The following is a 19,101-nucleotide window of genomic DNA, read 5'->3' as shown; positions in this document are numbered from 1 at the left end:
AACTAACCTTAAATTCTTCCAATAGTAAAATTTAACTTAGTTTTTTCGCTTAAATAAGATGTAACTGATTATCAGGAAGATCAAACTGGTTAGAAGCGAGCCAACCACCGGATAGACACCCCAAACAATACTAATTTGCGCAAAAAGATTGTCGGCAATATAGAACAAAAATCCAAAACTAATCCCAATAATCACCCTAATCCCCATAGATACACTACGTAAAGGACCAAATATAAACGATAAAGCCAATAGCATCATAACGGCTACAGAAACAGGTTTAATCATCTTTTTCCAAAACAGCAGATCATAATATTTGGTGTCTTGACCGGAGCTTTTTAAATATTGGGAATATTGATAAAGACCGGAAGCCGACAAAGAATCGGGATCGAAAGCCACAATGCTCAATTTATCGGGCGTAATATTGGTTTTCCACTCCATTGAGAGCATATTGACATTGGTGATCTGATTTGGATTAGTTAAATCATTCTTTTCAAGTTGATTTAACGTCCAAACACCGTCTTTAAACACACCGCTAACCGCATGGGTTATCGAGAGCAATTTATTGTTACCCACTGAATAGATATCAATATTGGCTATCGAACTGTCATTATTAACATGACCGATATACACATAATCATTACCGTCTTTAGCCCATAAACTGCCTTGTTCAGCCATTAACGAATTGCCATAAAGCTTTTCTGAACGCATATTGCGTGCGGTTTGTTCGCTAATGGGTGCGACCCATTCACCGATAGCCATGGTTAAAATAACTAAGGGTAGTGCGGTTTTCATTACCGCCAAAGCAATTTTAAAACGACTAAATCCCGATGTTTCCATAACGATAAGTTCACTACGGGACGCCAAAATACCTAAGCCGATTAACGCGCCTAACAGTGCCGCCATTGGGAAAAATATTTCCAAATCTTTAGGCACCATTAACAATGTATACATACCGACAGAAAAAGCATCATAATCAACTTTAATTTTTCTAAGCTGATCGATAAAACGGATAATGCCCGATAGGCTGATTAATAAAAACAGGCAAAGTCCGATTGTACTTATTATAGTTTTACCAATATAGCGATCTAAAATCGAAAACATCCCTTTTCTCCTTTACGATGCAATATATTTTAAACGAAGTTTACGCATAAATAAGTTATCCCAACAATTCAAAATTAAGGCAATAACCAGATAGCCTAAATTGATAACATAAAACCAAAATGCCGGATCGAGCCGTTCTTTGCCGGCGTTCGCTTTAAATGAACTGGCTAAAAGAAAATAGATTAAATAGAGCAACAATGCCGGCAATATTTGCGCCAATCGCCCTTGCCGTGGACTTGAGACACTTAACGGAATCACCATGAAGGCCATAAGCGGTACAGAAATAATAAGGGTTAATCGCCAATAAAACTCAGCGTTAGCTTTCGCGGTATTGCTGTGATACAGTTCAGTCATACTCAACTGTTGCACGTCGATCTTTTCATCCTCATTATTCATATCTAACTCTTTAGGTTTGATGATGCCTAAATAGTTATGGAAGTTTGAAATACGAAAATCTTTTAATTGAGCGGTGCCTTCATAGCGATTAGCATCTTGCAGGGTAATAATTTGATTGCCTTGCTCATCTTGCCCGGTTTTACCTTTATTGGCAATAATAATTGACGGACGTTGATTGTTTTTAGGATTAATTTGCGCAATAAAGACATTGTCTAAATTATTATTGTTCACATTACCAATATAGATAACAGAATTACCGTCCGGGGTTTGCTGGAATTGACCGGCTAACAAACCGGCTAAACTAGGATTAATTTTCGCATTTTCAACTAACTGATCTTGCTTTGAACTCGACCAAGGACCAAAGCACAGACTATTGAGGGCAGTTAAGCCACACGTTAAAATGCAAAGAAAGAACACAACTTGATAGTTGATCGATTTTTTTACGCCACAAGCGTGCATTGCAACCATTTCACTATCTGCATATAATCGGCCGAAAGTCACAAGCACACCGAGAAACAGGCTAAGCGGTAAAATAAGATCAGCCATATTGGAAATGCCTAACACTAATAAAGGCATGATTAACTCACGTGGAATATTTCCATCAATGGCGCTGGATAAAATTCTGATTAATTTTTGAGAAAAAAAGATCAGCAATAATATAAATAGTATTGCACCTTGCGTTTTCAATGTTTCTCTTACTAAATATCGACGAATAATCACATTTTACCTATCTACTAGTTCAACCAAATTTGGCTATTATAATCTGATTTGCAAGGTTTCGTTATCTTTTTGTTGCTATCGCTTTATGAACCGATAAAATGTTATCATTCACTTTAAATCAAACACTAAAGAGAAAGCTAATGGAATTTCAAATAAAAAACAGCGCAACTATCACAAAACAAAAATCCGAATGTTTAGTGCTGCCAATATTTCTAGATAAAAATCAAATAGATTCAGTAAAAGAATTAGACCTTGCAACCAACGGCTTAATTAGCCAAATGATTAAGTCAGGTGAAATTAGTGGCGAAATAGGGCACACAACCTTTTTATATTCCTGCTCAACTCAATTAAAACAAAAACTGCTTTTTGTCGGTTGTGGCAAATTAAAAGCGTTTGATTTAAAGCAATCGAAAAAAGTAATTCAAGCAGCGGTTAAAGAATTATTAGCGAAAAAAGTAAAAGAGATCAGCTGGGATATCTTAAACATTAATTCATCAATCACATTACAGATCGCTAAACAGTTACCCCAAATTGTTGCTCAATTAACTTATCGCTTTGATGACTACAAATCAAAAAAATCACCATTAGCAAGTTTAACCAAAATCACCTTACTTTGTGGCGATAAAAAACTGGTTAAACAGGCAAACGAAGCCTTATCACAAGGTAACATTATTGCGCAAGCTACTTGTGCAACTAAAACGATTGCCAATATGCCGTCTAATGTTTGTAATGCTAGCTACTTAGCAGAACAAGGTAAAAAACTCGGAAAGCAGCATGCTTCGTTAAAAGTCACTTGTTTAGGTGAAAAAGAACTGGCTAAATTAAATATGAATGCTTATTTAGCGGTAGGGCGTGGTTCACAAAACGAATCAATCATGACTGTTATTGAGTATCATGGCGCCAAAGATAAAAAAGCACAGCCTTATGTCTTAGTCGGTAAAGGTTTAACTTTTGATTCGGGCGGCATTTCGATTAAACCGTCAGCCGGTATGGATGAGATGAAATATGACATGTGTGGTGCGGCAACCGTTTATGGAGTTATGCAGGCTGTTGCTCAATTAAACTTACCGATAAATGTGGTTGGTATTATGGCAGGATGCGAAAACATGCCGGACGGCAATGCTTATCGACCGGGTGATATCTTAACCACGATGTCCGGCATCACCGTTGAAGTTATCAATACCGATGCGGAAGGCCGTTTAGTGTTATGCGATGCCTTAACCTACGTTGATCGTTATCAACCTAAAACGGTTATTGATATTGCCACCTTAACTGGCGCTTGTATTGTGGCTTTAGGTCATCACTATACCGGCGTAATGGGCAATAATGATAAATTAGTTGAACAATTAATAACCGCATCAAACAGCGCAGGCGATAAAGCATGGGCGTTACCTATTGACGATGATTTTCAAGATCAGATAAACTCCACTTGCGCCGATATAGTTAATGCCGGTGGGCGTGATGGTGGCACAATAACGGCTGCTTGTTTTTTATCTCGCTTTACCGAAAAATATCAATGGGCACACTTAGATATCGCCGGTACTGCTTGGCAGTCAGGCGCCAACAAAGGTGCAACCGGTAGACCGGTGGCGATGTTAATCGAATATCTATTAGCGCAATAATATAAAGTTAGGGGTTTATGAAAAAAGTCATATTTTATCTCTTAGAAAACAAGGCACCGGCGGATGAGGCGGGTGTTTTGTTTCATGAAAAATTGGCTTGTCAAAAAATTACCGAAGCTTGGCAAACAAAGCAACGGATACTGGTAGCCTGTCAAGATCAAGCGCAAGCTGAACGCATAGATGAATACCTGTGGCAACAAGATACGCAACATTTTGTGCCGCACAATTTAGCCGGTGAAGGCATGAGAGGCGGTTCACCGGTTGAAATTTGTTGGCCGCAAAGACGTAGTAGCGGTAGTCGGCAGATACTGATCAATCTGCAAGAGCAGTTCCCGGAATTTTCCGGCGTATACCGAGATGTGATTGACTTTGTGCCGGTAGATGAACACTTGAAAGTGTTAGCCCGGGAAAGGTATAAAACCTATAAACAAGCAGGTTTTAATCTTAAAACTATTCCGATCTTAATTAGCTAGTATTGCTAAGTATATCGGTAAAAAAGTTTAGGAATTCGAGTAGTTGAGACGATTATACCCGCAATATTTATGTAGTATCTCTTCATCACTGTTGCGTTAAATCCAAATCCTCCAGATTTTGTTCGAAAGATACCTTAGATCAATTTTTCCTGACTATTACGATAGGTATAACTTATTGATTAACGAATATGTTTAATTTATACTTGCCGAAAAGGTCAGGAAAGATCAAAAAACAATAAAAAAAATCAATAATAACAAATAATAATAAATTATAACTAAAAAGGACTAAAATATGTTGAAATGCAATTGTCTTCTTCATAAGAAAAAGACATTACTCTTAACTTTAGGCTTGCTTGCTTTATCCAATCCAGCTACGTCAATCTCGATATCTACTTTACGAAGTATCGAAGGTTACGCCCCTTATGTAACATTTGATAATGGACAAACCAAAACGGAGTATCTATCCCCTTTGTTGTCAATCACATTACCAAATGGCGAAGAAATCACTGCCCATTCTGATACCTCAACGGCAGCAAATCCGATAAAATTTGATAACGAAAATGTCAAGTTCTCCGATATAAAAACTATCGTCACATTGCCTTCACAAAACGCGAATTACCCTCGACTACCTATTCAAGATGTCATCCTTAATGCCAATTTTTGGGGTGATGATGACGGCGATTATAACCCGGTAATAACCGGCGATTTACAGGTAAACTGGACTGACGGTGACGGTAACGATCTTACAAATTTTGTTAAAAATAATGAAAATGCTGTATTAGAGCCTTGTGATGCACCTTTGAAGTTATTGGTATCTTCTGACAATGGCACGATCAGCACACAATATGGTATTCCTAACCAAAGTTCTTTTATCGGCGAACAACACGCTTATTATATGTACCCTAAAGTCCCTTCTGTGGTTAAATTTTGTTATGCACAACCGAATCTTAACAATGAAGGTGATGTAGATAACACTTGGGTTAGAGGTAAGGGCTTTACGATGAATGATACCAATAATCCGGGAAACAATTTTCCTACGATTGGATCTAACAACTTATTTTTCGACCTTAAACTTGCCGGCTTAAGTGTTGCTGAAGTTATTGATATCAACGGTACTAACGTTTCATCTCTTGGCGGAACAGGGGTACATTTAGTCTTAAGTGAGCATAACGGAAAATTGCGAGTGACCTTAAAAGGCCCTTCAGCTGCAACCAATGGCGGTAAATTTGTACCTTCAGTTTTCAAATTGTACGCCGATCGCAACAAAACTAATGCATTTTATTCATTTTTTATCCAGCGCTGGATGATCGCCTTCCCGGATGGTCCTTCCAGAAATTGGGCTGAAAGTTCTGATCGTTGTAACACCTTAAGCGGTACATACAATCTACCGGCAGTATGGGATTTTACAAACTCTAATCGTACCGTCGACTCATCCGGTAACCAAATTAACTGGGAAGAAGGTGTACCAGGGGTTGGTGAAATTTACCGTAGGAAGATTAGCTACCGAAACAGTGCGACTACCGAATGGATGGGTGGTTTATTCTCTGAATGGGGTAAGGTAACCAGGGAATATTATCCGGATAGTGATTGGATAGTTTATGATAGTGATTATGGTGACGCTTATTATTGGGCTGCGACCGTCCATAGTCCCGAAAATCATTACGTAGTTGAATCAGGAACCGGCGTTGTTGGTTTCAGAAACGATGATTATGGTAATTTCTTAAGCAGTTGTGTGGCTTGGTAATTATCGTTGTTGAGAAAAAACCTTATAGCAATTTTTGTTATAAGGTTTTTTTATAGATAATTTAACAGTCTATTTTCTTGGTATAACCATTAATCTTCCCACAAACTCAGCCTTATTGAATTTGTATTTCTTCCGCTTTGCTTTTTGTAAAAAGTTTATATACCAACGCTTATCCCGCCATCGCTTTTAGCATGTTTGACTACCTAATTATGCAAACTTTATTAAGGCGTAAAGTTGTATTTTTAATTTTGTAAAATAACAGTCGAATTCTAAGCACAATTAAAAATCAGTTTTATACTTAAACGTATGTGTTTTCTGAAAGTTTTTGACAAGAATATGTTGTCGTTTATGTAAGGTAGTAAGCTAGATTTTTAATAGATTTACTATAATTCAAAGAGTTTTCTACTTAAACATATGCATTTTCTGAAAGTTTTTGACAAGAATTTGTTGTCATTAATGTAGGGTAATCAGATAGATTTTTAATAGATTTATTATAATCAACACCGTTTTATACTAAAACGTATATGTTTTCTGAAACTTCTTGGCAAGAATCCGCTGCCGTTTCTATAGGGTAGTGAGATAGGTTTTTTTAGACATTTACAGTAATTAAAACAGTTTTATACTAAAACGTATGCATTTTCTGAAAGTTTTTGACGAAAATTTGTTGCCATTAATGTAAGGTAATCAGATAAATTTTTAATAGATTTACTATAATCAACACTGTTTTATACTGAAACGTATATATTTTCTGAAACTTCTTGACAAACACCTTTATCACTTTTTAAACGCTAGCCTTTGATATGCTGTGATATTGTTTATATAAAACTAATTCAATTGAATAAACAGCAAATTACGCTATAATGCGTTAATTTTTAACTATTTGTATCTGTTATGATCGTTGGTTTTATTGGTGCTGGGAAGGTTGGTTGCACCTTAGGGAAGTATTTTAGTTCTTGTGGAATCGAAGTCGCAGGATTTTATAGCCGCTCTTATGAGCATGCAAAACAAGCAAGCGAATTTACCCAAAGTCATGCATTTTTAACGCTAGCTGAGTTAGTTGCTAAGTGTGATTGTTTGTTGGTCACCGTCTCAGATAGTCAAATTGCCGAAGTTTGGTATGATTTGTGTCAACTGCCAATTGGCAATAAATGGCTTGGCCATTGTAGCGGGCTGTTAACGTCTCATATCTTTAGCCAAAATAAAATTGTTCATCCTTTCGCTTTTTCATTACATCCACTCTATGCAATTTACGACCGCTTTGATTGTTTTTCTGATATGGTTAATGTGTCTTTCACGCTGGAAGCCAATGCCGATATCATTCCAACCTTAACTGAATTTTTTGCAAAACTCCCCAACCCTATCGCCATTTTGCCTGCCATTAAAAAGCCGCTTTACCATGCCGCTTGTGTCATGCTAAGCAATCAAGTTTTGGCTTTGGTGCAAATTGGTGTTGATCTGCTCAACGAGCAGTGTGGATTGGATCAAGAGTTTAGTGAACAGGCGTGGCATCCACTATTTTTAGGCAATGCCAATAATGCTTGCCGGGCGGGTATCATTGATGCGTTGACCGGGCCGGTTGAACGTGGCGATGTTGAAACAATTAAACAACATATAATGGCCATGCCCGATGAACTAAAGCCTATTTACCAGCAACTATCGACCATATTGCTTAATATCAGTCGAAAAAAACATCCAAACAGGGACTACAAACAATTAGAACTGGAGCTGTAACTTTGAAAAACACAATACTCACCCTACAACAACGAAAACTGAATCAAGAAAAAATCACGATGTTAACCGCCTATGATTACACCACCGCTAGATTAATGGATGAGAGTGGCGTTGACTGTTTATTGGTTGGTGACTCATTGGGAATGGTGATGCTGGGTTACCAAAGTACCGTATCGGTGACAATGGAAGATATGATTCACCACTCCAAAGCGGTTGCCAGAGCGGCTAAAACGGCTTTTGTTGTGACTGATCTGCCTTTTATGTCCTACCATACTTCGGCCTATGATGCGGTGTATAATGCCGGTCGTTTAATCCAAGAAGGTCAAGCACAAGCGGTCAAGCTTGAAGGCGGGCAGGCGTTTTGTGAACATATTCAATTGATTACACAAGCATCGATTCCGGTCATTGCGCATATTGGCTTGATGCCACAATCGGTACTGGCATTAGGCGGATATAAAGTTCAAGGCAAAGACTATAACGACGCTAAAAAGATAGTGCTTGATGCATTGGCGGTTGAGCAAGCAGGTGCGGCGGCTATTTTACTCGAATGTGTGCCGGCGGAGTTGGCAAAACTGATATCTGAACTGGTTAGCATTCCAACTATTGGCATTGGTGCCGGTGTTGGTTGTGACGGTCAGGTTTTAGTCTATCAAGATATGTTGTCGATGTATGAAGGTGTATCGTCTAAATTTGTAAAATCATTTGCGCCAATTGGCGAGCAAATGAAGCAGGCTTTTAAAGATTATTGCGAAGAAGTGAAGCAGCAACAGTTTCCGTCTGCAAATCATGAATTTGCTATCGATAGCGATGTAATGGCAAAAATTAAATCTGAATTTTTCATCAGTCATCAAGGATAATACCGTGAAAGTTGTGACCTCAATTGATCAAGTTCGCCAGCAAGTTAAAGCTTGGCGACAGTCCGGCGCAAGTATTGGTTTAGTTCCCACTATGGGCTTTTTGCATGAAGGGCACCAAAGTTTAATGGCGGCGGCCAAAGAGCAGAATCAAAAAGTGATTGTGACCATTTTTGTTAATCCCATCCAGTTTGCCCCTAACGAGGATTTGGCAAGTTATCCTCGTGATCTTGAGCGAGATAAAATTGCCTGCAAGCAAATGGGAGTCGATCTTATCTTTTGCCCAACAGCCAGCGAAATGTACGAGGCTCACTTTAACAGTTATGTCGATGTTAATGGGCTAACAGAAGCGTTATGTGGTAAAAAGCGACCGGGACATTTTAAGGGTGTCTGCACGGTGGTCACTAAATTATTTAACATCACCCAACCGGATCGAGCCTATTTTGGACAAAAAGATGCTCAGCAGCTTGCTGTGATTAAACGAATGGTTTGCGATCTTAACGTCGATATTGAAATTATTGGTTGCCCGATTGTGCGAGAAGCAGACGGACTGGCAAAAAGTTCACGCAATAGCTATTTATCCGCAACTGAAAGAGAAGCGGCAACTTGCCTTTATCGAGCCATTCAATGCGCTGGCGAAATGATTGCACAAGGTGAAAGATCGGTTGATATCATTGCCGGTGCTATGCAAGCAATAATTAGCGCTGAGCCGCTTGCTAAAATTGATTATATCGAATTTGTCGATATGGCATCATTCAATGCAATTGATTCCCTTAAGCAAGATAGCTTATGTGCACTTGCCGTTTATATTGGTAAAACACGATTAATTGATAATTTTATCTATCAACCCAGTTAGCTTTTAACATATCGAAATTTAACTGTATAAAAGGCCGCTTATGACACAGCGGTTTTTTAATGCCAATCATTCCAATAAAAGCGAGATTGACAAGAGATTTAATCAACGAGTTTCTCACTTAGCCAATTTATTGTTTGGCTATTTTACTGTAGAATAGATAGCATTTTTATGCCTTGAATCAGGATTTATGCATTTATTATGAAAAATACAACTTATAATCCACAAGAAATCGAACAACCAATTTATCAACATTGGGAACAAAGTGGCTATTTTAAGCCTAATGGCGACAAATCACAGCCAAGCTACTGCATCGCTATCCCACCGCCGAATGTGACCGGAAGTTTACACATGGGGCACGCATTCCAACAAACCATTATGGATGCATTAATACGTTATCATCGTATGCAAGGTAACAATACGTTATGGCAATCGGGTACCGACCATGCCGGTATTGCAACGCAAATGGTGGTTGAACGTAAAATTGCTGCCGAAGAGGGCAAAACCCGTCACGATTATGGTCGTGAAATGTTTATCGAAAAAATCTGGGAGTGGAAAGCGCAATCAGGCGGTAGCATTACCAAACAGATGCGTCGTTTAGGCGATTCGGTGGATTGGGATCGTGAGCGCTTCACTATGGACGAAGGGCTATCAAATGCGGTAAAAGAGGTATTTGTTAGACTTTATCAGGAAGATTTGATCTACCGTGGTAAACGTTTGGTCAACTGGGATCCAAAATTACGCACCGCGATTTCTGATTTAGAAGTTGAAAATCGTGAAGTAAAAGGCTCAATGTGGCATTTACGTTATCCACTTGCTGACGGCGCCAAAACGGCTGACGGTAAAGATTATTTAGTTGTCGCCACAACGCGTCCGGAAACATTATTAGGTGATACCGGGGTAGCGGTCAATCCGGCTGATCCTCGCTATCAAGATCTGATCGGCAAATTTGTTATTTTACCTTTGGTTAATCGTCGTATTCCGATTATTGGTGATGAACATGCCGACATGACAAAAGGCACCGGTTGCGTAAAAATTACTCCGGCACATGACTTTAATGATTACGAAGTGGGTCGCCGTCATCAATTACCGATGATCAACATCTTCACCTTTGACGGTGAGATCCGCTCACAAGCCGAAGTGTTTGACACAAACGGCGAACCGAGTGATGTTTATGGGGGAGATATTCCGACTGAATTGCAAAATTTAGAACGATTTGCTGCCCGTAAAGCGGTTGTTGCCGCCTGTGAAGCGCAAGGCATTTTAGAAAAGATTGAACCACATGATTTAACCATACCGTATGGCGATCGTGGCGGCGTGGTGATTGAGCCAATGTTAACTGACCAATGGTATGTGCGAGCGAAAGTATTGGCCGAGCCTGCTATTGATGCCGTTAAAAATGGCGATATCCAATTTGTGCCAAAACAGTACGAGAACATGTACTTCTCGTGGATGAATGATATTCAAGATTGGTGTATTTCACGCCAATTATGGTGGGGTCACCGTATTCCGGCATGGTATGATGCGCAAGGCAATGTCTATGTTGGGCGAGACGAAGCCGAAGTCCGTCGGGAAAATAATATCGCTGATGATGTGGTATTATCACAAGATGAAGATGTGCTTGATACCTGGTTCTCATCTGCACTTTGGACTTTCTCTACATTAGGTTGGCCGGAAAATACCGATGATTTGGCAACTTTCCACCCAACCAATGTACTGGTAACCGGTTTTGATATCATCTTCTTCTGGGTCGCTAGAATGATTATGATGACCATGCACTTTATCAAAGATAAAGACGGTAAGCCGCAGATTCCGTTTAAAACAGTCTATGTTACAGGCTTAATTCGTGATGAAGAAGGGCAAAAAATGTCGAAATCTAAAGGGAATGTTATCGATCCTTTAGACATGATTGACGGCATCTCACTTGCTGATTTACTGGAAAAACGTACCGGCAATATGATGCAACCACAACTGGCGGAAAAAATTGCCAAACGTACTGAAAAACAGTTCCCTAACGGCATTGAAGCGCACGGTACTGATGCATTACGCTTCACCTTAGCGGCACTAGCCTCAACCGGACGTGATATCAATTGGGATCTCAAACGTTTGGAAGGTTACCGCAACTTCTGTAATAAACTTTGGAATGCCAGCCGTTATGTCCTTATGAACACGCAAGATCACGATTGTGGTTTTACCGGTGGTGATTTAGCCTATTCTTTAGCCGATAAATGGATATTAGCTGAATTTAATCATACCGTGAAAACCTATCGAGAAGCGTTCGATACTTATCGATTTGATTTAGCCGCTAATATTTTATATGAATTTACTTGGAATCAGTTCTGTGACTGGTATTTAGAGTTAACCAAATCAGTACTGGCAAATGGTGAACAATCTGAACAGCGTGCTGCTCGTCATACTTTAGTGACGGTACTGGAAGCATTGTTACGCTTAGCACATCCAATTATTCCATTTATTACTGAAGCAATTTGGCAAAGTGTTAAACCACTAATGCGTATCAAGGCTGATACTATTATGTTACAACCGATGCCGACTTTTGATAGTAAACATATTGACGATCAAGCTGTTGCCGATATTAACTGGATCAAAGAGGCGGTGATTGCCGTGCGTAATATTCGAGCTGAAATGAATATTGCACCGAGCAAACCGTTACAATTATTGATTCGCCAAGCTTCACCTGCTGTTCATCGTATTATCAGTGATAATATAACCTTTATTGAATCGCTGGCAAGATTAGCAGAAATTGTGCTGTTAGATGAAGGTGAAACCGGGCCATTATCAGTCACTAAGTTAGTTGACGGTGCTGAACTACTTATTCCAATGGCTGGGTTAATTAACAAAGAAGATGAATTAGCTCGACTGGAAAAAGAGATGGCACGCATCGATAACGAAATTGCTCGTATCGACGGAAAACTGAGCAATAGCAGTTTTGTCGATAAAGCGCCAGCGGCTGTTGTGGCGAAAGAGAAAGAAAAACAACAAGGCTATATTAATGATAAAGCTAAATTGCAAGAGCAATACCAAGCGATTAAAAGCCTATAACAAACAATCTAAACCGCCCACGATAACGTGGGCGTTTTTTTATCACTTAGCGACCACGCTGAAATATTTAAAATGGCAATTGCCGCCCATATTTTGCCCAGCATCAGTTGCTGCCACCATACCGATTTAATCTCCAACCCATTTACCTTTACCGGCAACAAGTTAGGTGGATAGTGCAATCCCGTTCGCAAGCGCAATACCTAGCGATTAAAAGCCTATAACAAACAATCTAAACCGCTCACGATAACGTGGGCGTTTTTTTATCACTTAGCGACCACGCTAAAACATTTAAAATGACAATTGCCGCCCATATTTTGCCCAGCGTCAGTTGCTGCCACCATACCGATTTTAGCACCAACCCATTTACCTTTACCGGCAGCAAATTGACGGGGTAGTGCAATCCAACTATCTTGCGATTGGCGATAATAAAATTGGCAGATACCATTTAATCCGACTTCTACCTTAAGTTGACAGGAGGCGGAGTCGAGTTTTGCAATCGGCTGATGATACTCATCAACAACACCCGAATCTTTAACCCAACCATAACGATACATAAGACGATATTCGCCGTTATCATAACAAACAACTAAAGCTGCATAGCGTTCACCATAAATAATCATTCCGGCAAAATCACCCGATTGGGTTGGGTTAAAGGTCATTTCTGTTTGCGCTGAAAACTGAAATGCTGCGAATTTTTGTAACAGTAAATTTGGCGCAAAATAGAGTGTATCTTGCCCATTACGTATCGGTAACGGGCAACAATTTAACACCAATCCCGCATCACTATCAGCCAGCCAGTGTGGTTGTGGATTGGCTGGCCATTGCCACTGTAAGCCAAATTTTCCCTGCTCAAAATTATCACTGGTTTGTATTTTATCGCCTGTAGACTCACCATTAACAAGCGGTTTCGGGTAAGATAAAACCGGTTGTCCGGCACCATGATCATCTAACGTTTGGCCGATCCTTGGCCAGTTATCATCGTCCCAATACATTGGCTGTAAGTGCACAATTCGCCCATATACATTGGCATCTTGAAAGTGTACAAACCAGCACTGCGAATTGGCTAACTCCACCCAACCGCCTTGATGTGGGCCATTAATGGGGGTGTTACCTTGAAAAAGCACATTTCGCGCTGTCCAATTGCCGGTTAGCTTATCGGATCGTAAAACCGTTTGCCAACCGGTTTCGACGCCGCCGGCTGGCGCAAAAATATAGTACCAACCGTTTCTTTTATACAGTTTGGGACCTTCAAGCGTAGGCAAATCGGCGGTGCCGTCATAAATGATTTTGCCTTCACCGATTAATTCGCTACCGTCAGTTTTCATCTCAAACAGTTGTAATTGATGCTTTAGACCACACCGGCTCTGGGCAAAGGCATGTACTAACCATGCTTGCCCGTCATCATCCCAAAAAGGGCAAGGATCAATCCAACCTAGCGCTGGCTGAACACAATGCGGTTTGCTCCATTCGCCCCAAGGATCGGTGCTATGACACATAAAGATACCTTCATCGGGAGTGCTGAAAAAGACCCAAAACTTATCATCATGATAAGTGATAGACGGCGCCCAAACGCCTTTACCCGGCTCCACCTGATCATAATCACCAAACTCAAACGACGAAAAAACATGATTAATAATCTGCCAGTTGATTAAATCCTTAGAATGTAAAACAGGTAGTGCAGGTAAATGATTAAAGCTTGATGCGACCATAAAAAAGTCATCGCCAACTCGGATAATATCCGGATCAGAATAGTCGGCGCAAATAATCGGATTATGATAATAGTTACTGCTCATATTAATACCTTTCTGGTTTGTCCATTTATAACCGAAACACTATCTTACTGATGATTATCAGCTTGCTTTTGTCTGGCAAGCAGATCATCTTGAATTTTTTTCATCATGTTGTCATCTAATTTATAAAAGCGCATTAACCACCAAAGTAACAGATAGGAAAATGCCGGTCCAATGGTTAACAGTCCGATGATGCCCATGGTGGCTAGTGGTGTTTGCTCATCGACGCCAGCTTGATAGCCTAACAGACCTAAACAGACCCCAACCAAAGCACCAGCTACCGCCATACCTAATTTTAATGCAAACAGATTGCCGGAAAATGAAAGCCCGGTTGCACGTCGGCCAAATTTCCATTCGCCATAGTCAGCGGCGTTTGCCATCATATTCCATTTAAACGGTTGATACATTTGATGAAAAAATCCAATTAAAAAGTAGAGAGGAAATACAACCGGTAACCAAACCGGCGGCACAAAAAACATCAACACACCAATGGCAAACAGAATTAAGTTAATATTTTTAAACAGTGAAATCGCACTAAAGCGCTTAGCAAAATATCCTGCTGCCATGGCACCAAGTATGGTGCCAACAACTGAGGTAGAAACAAAGGCCGATTTCATCGCCGTGCCGGCTGTTGAACTGATGCCACCCAACATTAAATAGGTGGCATAATAAAGCGTAGCGGAACTTCGCATCACGCCCGCCATACTCGAGAAAAAAGTAATAATAGCAACAATGCACCACTGGTCATTGGCGAGTAGGCATTTAAGATCTTTTTTAACGCTGACTTGCTCATCTTTAATCGGCGTCACACGCTCTTTGGTGGTAAAAAAACAGAGCAGTAACATGCCAATAGCGATAATGCCCATAATCGCCATGGTCAGTTGAAAGCCCAGTTGCTTATCTTCCTTGCCCAGCCAATCGACTAAAAATAATGTGCCGACTGATACCATTAACCCCGACGCTGATGAAATGGTAAAACGATAGGATTGGGCGCTCAGACGATCTTTTTCATCCCGAGTAATCACCCCACCAAGTGCACAATAAGGAATGTTTATAAAAGTATAACAAAGCATTAATAGCGCATAGGTGATATAGGCATATAACAATTTACCGGAATAACCAAAATCCGGCGTGGTATAGGTCATCACGGCAAGCACGGCATAGGGAATTGCGAACCAGACAAGCCAAGGCCGAAATCGACCAAAACGGGTTTTGGTACGATCAGCCACCATACCGGTTATTGGGTCGATAATCGCATCAAAAATGCGTGTCGCTAAAAACATGATCCCAACCGCCGCAGCTGAAAGACCATAAATGTCAGTATAAAAATAGGTTAAAAACATCGTGACCGACGAGTAAACAATGCCGCATGCCGCATCCCCCATGCCAAATCCTATTTTTTCCATGACTGATAATTTCTTGTTATCCATTACAATCTCCTTATAACCCTAATGACAATCGATATTAAGCCGTTATAAATTAACGGTTTACTGCTGATAACTTATTGCTAAACAATAACCATAAGTTGAGTTTATAAAATAAGTTTTCAAAACAGTATTACGATTTTGCGTAGCGTAATTACGTTATATGGTTAATGTGATTGATATCACAGTTTTATCATACAAAGACTAAGGGGATTTGGTTAGATTTGCTGTTTGGTTTTGCAGAGAAAAGCGATTTAAAAGTTAAAATTCGGTTTTTATACTAAAACATAGGTATTTTCTGAAACTTCTTGACAAAAGTTTACTGGTTTTGATTTAAGTAAGAATTACCAAAGATTTTTTATTTAACAAGCGACAGGTGGTTTAGGTTGGTTAATATTGGCTAAATAATATTTAGGATTAATATCTTTTTAACATCTTAAAGATAATCCGATTTTTTTTGCTTAAACATAGGTATTTTCTGAAACTTCTTGACTAGATCTTACCGGCTTTGATTTACGTAAGGATTACTAATGATTTTTTATTTAATAAACGACCGGCGGTCTAGATTGATTAATATTAGCTAAATAATATTCAGGATTAATATTTTTTTAATATCTTAAAGATAATCTGATGTTTTTACTTTAACATGGGTGTTTTCTGAAACTTCTTGACAGGAGTTTATTGGTTTTGATTTACGTAAGAATGACCAACGATGTTTATTTAACAAGCGACTGGCGATTTAAGTTGGCTAATAGTAACTAAATAATATTTAGGATTAATATTTTTTATATCTTGAAGATAATCTGATTTTACTAAAACATAGGTGTTTTCTGAAAGTTCTTGACAAGAATTTACCGGCTTTGATTTATGTAAAGATAACCAATGATTTTTTATTTAATAAACGACCGGCGGTCTAGATTGATTAATATTAGCTAAATAATATTCAGGATTAATATTTTTATATATCTTAAAGATAATCTGATTTTTTACTAAAACATAGGTATTTTCTGAAACTTCTTGACAAGATCTTACCGGCTATGTTGTGTGGAACATTTAATATTGCGCTATTATAAACGTTAGAAAATATTAGTTTCGCTTTCGATGTCGCCATAACCATTTGCCACTGACTAATCGGTGGTAGAAAAACAGGCTTCTTATCACCCAATCTAGGAACATACCAAACCAGACACCAATCACGCCAAAGCCAAAGTATACGCCAAAGATATAACCGACAACAATTCGGCACATCCACATACTGCCGATAGCGACCCACATGGTGTAACTGGCATCTTTAGCACCTTTAAAGCCATAAGGTAGAACAAACGATGAAGCCCAAAATGGCGTAAATAGGGCATTAAACCACAGGAGATGTTTAGCAATGTCGATCACTTCCTGATCATTGGTATATAACGAACTTAAAAAGCCGGCAAAAGGTATGGATAAAAACGCTAAAAAGCAGAGTAAAAAGTTAGTTAAGTGAAAGATAAATTTCAGTTGTCTGGTCGGTTGATAGATCTGCCCCATGCCGATACGTTTACCGACAATGATCGTTGAGGTTGCGCCAAGTGTGCCACCGGGTAAGTTGAGCAAGCCGGCTATTGAAAAGGCAATAAAGTTTGCGGCAATAGTCGATGTGCCCATTCCGGCAACGAATGTTTGAGTAAGCAGTTTACCGATATTAAACATCACTGATTCCACACTGGCGGGAATACCAATGCTAAGAATATCAATCAAGATTTTACTATTAAATGAATGGAAATAACTTCGAAAAGGAATAAATAGCGCTCGACTGGGTTTTATGGTCAGCACCAGTAAAATAAAGAACATTCCACAATAACGTGAAATGGTTAAGCCAATTCCGGCACCAATAAAACCTAAACCGCCCCAACCAAAAATACCATAAATTAAGATATAACTTATCGATAAGTTGAGGATATTCATAATAATATTTAAGTACATCGGCAATTTGGTGTTACCGGCACCTCGCAATGCCCCACAACCAACCAATATAAAGGCTAAAGCAGGGTAGCCTAACACTGTTAATCGCAGAAACGTTAACGTGAGTTCTTTTACGTCTGCTTCGGCTTTTCCGGCAATAATCTCAACTATCCAATAACCGGAAAACTCGACAAATAGAAATAGTAAGATTGATATAATCACTAACAGCGTAATCGATTGCCGGGCAGCAACCACTGCTTTTTTGCGATTATGGCGACCTAAGCTAAACGCCACTACCACCGACGTACCCAGGGCGACCGCCATAAAAAAGGACATTACGATCATATTAAAACTTTCAGCAAGCCCAACCGCTGCCATTTCAGCTTTACCGATCCAACTGACCAGAAAAGTGCTGAAAATGCCCATTAATATAACCGATAGATTTTCGATGAAAATTGGAATGGCTAGCGGGTAGATCTCTTTCCACAATAAGACATTATTCGAGTGTCGTTTTTTATATAATTGCAGATTCTTTAATCGTTTAAGGAGTTGAACATCCAATTTCAGGCCTAATTGACATCAGGAAAAGATAAACACAATTATAACTCCATTATGAAATAAAAATGAATGGCTGTTTTAAAAAAGCGATCAAAAATAGTCAAAAAAATTGGACGATGATTTAGCGGATGAGTTGGCTATTATCTTATTGATAATATTATTTTTCATTTAAATGACAATATTAATTTGTCTGGCACAAGATAATCGATTAAAGTTAATCCTATTAAGCTTATCGTTAAAATGTAAGGCAACGACAAATGGTTTTAGAAAATACACCAATGAACTTACTTTTATTGACGCTCACTACCTGTTGGTGGGTCTATTTAGGTTTATTTATTTTGGGCATCACTCTGCGTTTTGCGAGTGATAATGTTGTCAAAAGCATTAGTGTTTTTATGGTGATGATTGGCTTGTTAATTCGAACAACGTATTCAATCAAACATCATGATCCGCTATTAAATCCTAACTATACCATTTATTCCGTTGTTTTGATCTGCGTGGGTTTGATGCTATTTCTCTTTGCCACTCAAAACCGACATCGAGAGTTTTTTAGCATCATTTTAGCAACGATTGGCATTAGTGCCGTTGCGATTGATGATATGTTAGCCATGGATCCGAGTTTAACGCTAATGACCGTTGGCACTATCACATTTTTAGTCAATGATCGTATCAAGAAAATTATCAGCAATATTTTTATTATCTTGCCGGTTATATGCCTGATTATCGGTGCGGTTGGGTTATTAATCTAAGTGAATAAGGTTAATTGTTTAGTTAATATCATGCTTTATTAACATGGTTTATTATTAACACGGTGTTTTGTTAACAAGGTTTTTGTTA

General features: G+C 39.1%; 14 protein-coding genes. 8 read left to right on the top strand and 6 right to left on the bottom strand.

Translation table 11 applies throughout. The annotated features are described in order from the left end of the window. Positions 1-36: 36 nt before the first annotated feature. Both lptG and lptF read right to left on the bottom strand, forming a co-directional pair. Entirely contained in the window at positions 37-1,101 is a 1,065-nt protein-coding gene (lptG, locus tag J3U74_RS10330; RefSeq protein WP_220219464.1) for an LPS export ABC transporter permease LptG, read from the bottom strand. 12 nt (positions 1,102-1,113) lie between these two features. Beyond that, positions 1,114-2,217, bottom strand: coding sequence for an LPS export ABC transporter permease LptF (gene lptF, locus J3U74_RS10325; protein ID WP_267328518.1), 1,104 nt, complete (start codon positions 2,215-2,217; stop codon positions 1,114-1,116). Positions 2,218-2,315: 98 nt separating this feature from the next. Here lptF and J3U74_RS10320 point away from each other — a divergent pair, with 98 nt between their 5' ends. The 7 genes from J3U74_RS10320 to J3U74_RS10290 all read left to right on the top strand — a co-directional run bounded on the left by J3U74_RS10320 (position 2,316) and on the right by J3U74_RS10290 (position 12,554). Next, positions 2,316-3,839 carry a leucyl aminopeptidase gene (locus J3U74_RS10320; protein ID WP_416379805.1) on the top strand — a complete coding sequence of 508 codons (1,524 nt, stop codon included), beginning with the start codon at positions 2,316-2,318 and terminating at the stop codon, positions 3,837-3,839. A 17-nt stretch (positions 3,840-3,856) separates the two neighbouring features. Beyond that, on the top strand, positions 3,857-4,312 hold the full coding sequence (locus tag J3U74_RS10315) for a DNA polymerase III subunit chi (protein ID WP_220219467.1): 456 nt from the start codon (positions 3,857-3,859) through the stop codon (positions 4,310-4,312). A gap of 292 nt (positions 4,313-4,604) precedes the next feature. Continuing rightward, positions 4,605-6,056 (top strand): hypothetical protein, encoded by a 1,452-nt coding sequence (locus tag J3U74_RS10310; RefSeq protein WP_267328516.1) that lies wholly within the window; start codon positions 4,605-4,607, stop codon positions 6,054-6,056. A gap of 891 nt (positions 6,057-6,947) precedes the next feature. Then, positions 6,948-7,787, top strand: a complete 840-nt coding sequence (locus tag J3U74_RS10305; RefSeq protein WP_267328515.1) for a Rossmann-like and DUF2520 domain-containing protein — start codon at positions 6,948-6,950, stop codon at positions 7,785-7,787. A 2-nt stretch (positions 7,788-7,789) separates the two neighbouring features. Next, a complete protein-coding gene (gene panB / locus J3U74_RS10300) occupies positions 7,790-8,644 on the top strand; it encodes a 3-methyl-2-oxobutanoate hydroxymethyltransferase (protein WP_267328514.1) in 855 nt (284 codons plus the stop codon). 4 nt (positions 8,645-8,648) lie between these two features. Further along, complete coding sequence (gene panC, locus J3U74_RS10295) at positions 8,649-9,497, top strand: pantoate--beta-alanine ligase (RefSeq protein ID WP_267328513.1); 849 nt, start codon at positions 8,649-8,651, stop codon at positions 9,495-9,497. 198 nt (positions 9,498-9,695) lie between these two features. After that, positions 9,696-12,554 carry a valine--tRNA ligase gene (locus tag J3U74_RS10290; RefSeq protein WP_267328512.1) on the top strand — a complete coding sequence of 953 codons (2,859 nt, stop codon included), beginning with the start codon at positions 9,696-9,698 and terminating at the stop codon, positions 12,552-12,554. Positions 12,555-12,562: 8 nt separating this feature from the next. Here the strand turns inward: J3U74_RS10290 and J3U74_RS10285 are convergent, their stop codons facing one another. The 4 genes from J3U74_RS10285 to J3U74_RS10270 all read right to left on the bottom strand — a co-directional run bounded on the left by J3U74_RS10285 (position 12,563) and on the right by J3U74_RS10270 (position 18,267). Further along, entirely contained in the window at positions 12,563-12,691 is a 129-nt protein-coding gene (locus J3U74_RS10285; RefSeq protein ID WP_267338035.1) for a hypothetical protein, read from the bottom strand. 126 nt (positions 12,692-12,817) lie between these two features. After that, positions 12,818-14,347, bottom strand: coding sequence for a glycoside hydrolase 43 family protein (locus J3U74_RS10280; RefSeq protein WP_267328510.1), 1,530 nt, complete (start codon positions 14,345-14,347; stop codon positions 12,818-12,820). 44 nt (positions 14,348-14,391) lie between these two features. Continuing rightward, complete coding sequence (locus tag J3U74_RS10275; RefSeq protein WP_267328509.1) at positions 14,392-15,774, bottom strand: glycoside-pentoside-hexuronide (GPH):cation symporter; 1,383 nt, start codon at positions 15,772-15,774, stop codon at positions 14,392-14,394. 1,080 nt (positions 15,775-16,854) lie between these two features. Further along, positions 16,855-18,267, bottom strand: a complete 1,413-nt coding sequence (locus tag J3U74_RS10270) for an EmmdR/YeeO family multidrug/toxin efflux MATE transporter (protein ID WP_255556214.1) — start codon at positions 18,265-18,267, stop codon at positions 16,855-16,857. Between the two features lie 254 nt (positions 18,268-18,521). Here J3U74_RS10270 and J3U74_RS10265 point away from each other — a divergent pair, with 254 nt between their 5' ends. Continuing rightward, a complete protein-coding gene (locus tag J3U74_RS10265; protein WP_267328508.1) occupies positions 18,522-19,013 on the top strand; it encodes a hypothetical protein in 492 nt (163 codons plus the stop codon). Positions 19,014-19,101 lie beyond the last annotated feature (88 nt).

The sequence above is a fragment of the Gilliamella sp. B3892 genome, assembly GCF_026536305.1.
GTDB lineage: Bacteria > Pseudomonadota > Gammaproteobacteria > Enterobacterales > Orbaceae > Gilliamella.
Note: the sequence above shows the minus strand (reverse complement) of the source record. Positions and strands in the feature narration are given on the sequence as shown.

Bases quoted from the DNA above. Each gene is read 5' to 3' on its own strand.
- lptG (WP_220219464.1), bottom strand. From the start codon at position 1,101: ATGTTTTCGATTTTAGATCGCTATATTGGTAAAACTATAATAAGTACA.
- J3U74_RS10310 (WP_267328516.1), top strand. From the start codon at position 4,605: ATGTTGAAATGCAATTGTCTTCTTCATAAGAAAAAGACATTACTCTTA.
- J3U74_RS10305 (WP_267328515.1), top strand. From the start codon at position 6,948: ATGATCGTTGGTTTTATTGGTGCTGGGAAGGTTGGTTGCACCTTAGGG.
- J3U74_RS10315 (WP_220219467.1), top strand. From the start codon at position 3,857: ATGAAAAAAGTCATATTTTATCTCTTAGAAAACAAGGCACCGGCGGAT.
- J3U74_RS10290 (WP_267328512.1), top strand. From the start codon at position 9,696: ATGAAAAATACAACTTATAATCCACAAGAAATCGAACAACCAATTTAT.
- J3U74_RS10275 (WP_267328509.1), bottom strand. From the start codon at position 15,774: ATGGATAACAAGAAATTATCAGTCATGGAAAAAATAGGATTTGGCATG.
- J3U74_RS10280 (WP_267328510.1), bottom strand. From the start codon at position 14,347: ATGAGCAGTAACTATTATCATAATCCGATTATTTGCGCCGACTATTCT.
- J3U74_RS10320 (WP_416379805.1), top strand. From the start codon at position 2,316: ATGTTATCATTCACTTTAAATCAAACACTAAAGAGAAAGCTAATGGAA.
- J3U74_RS10265 (WP_267328508.1), top strand. From the start codon at position 18,522: ATGGTTTTAGAAAATACACCAATGAACTTACTTTTATTGACGCTCACT.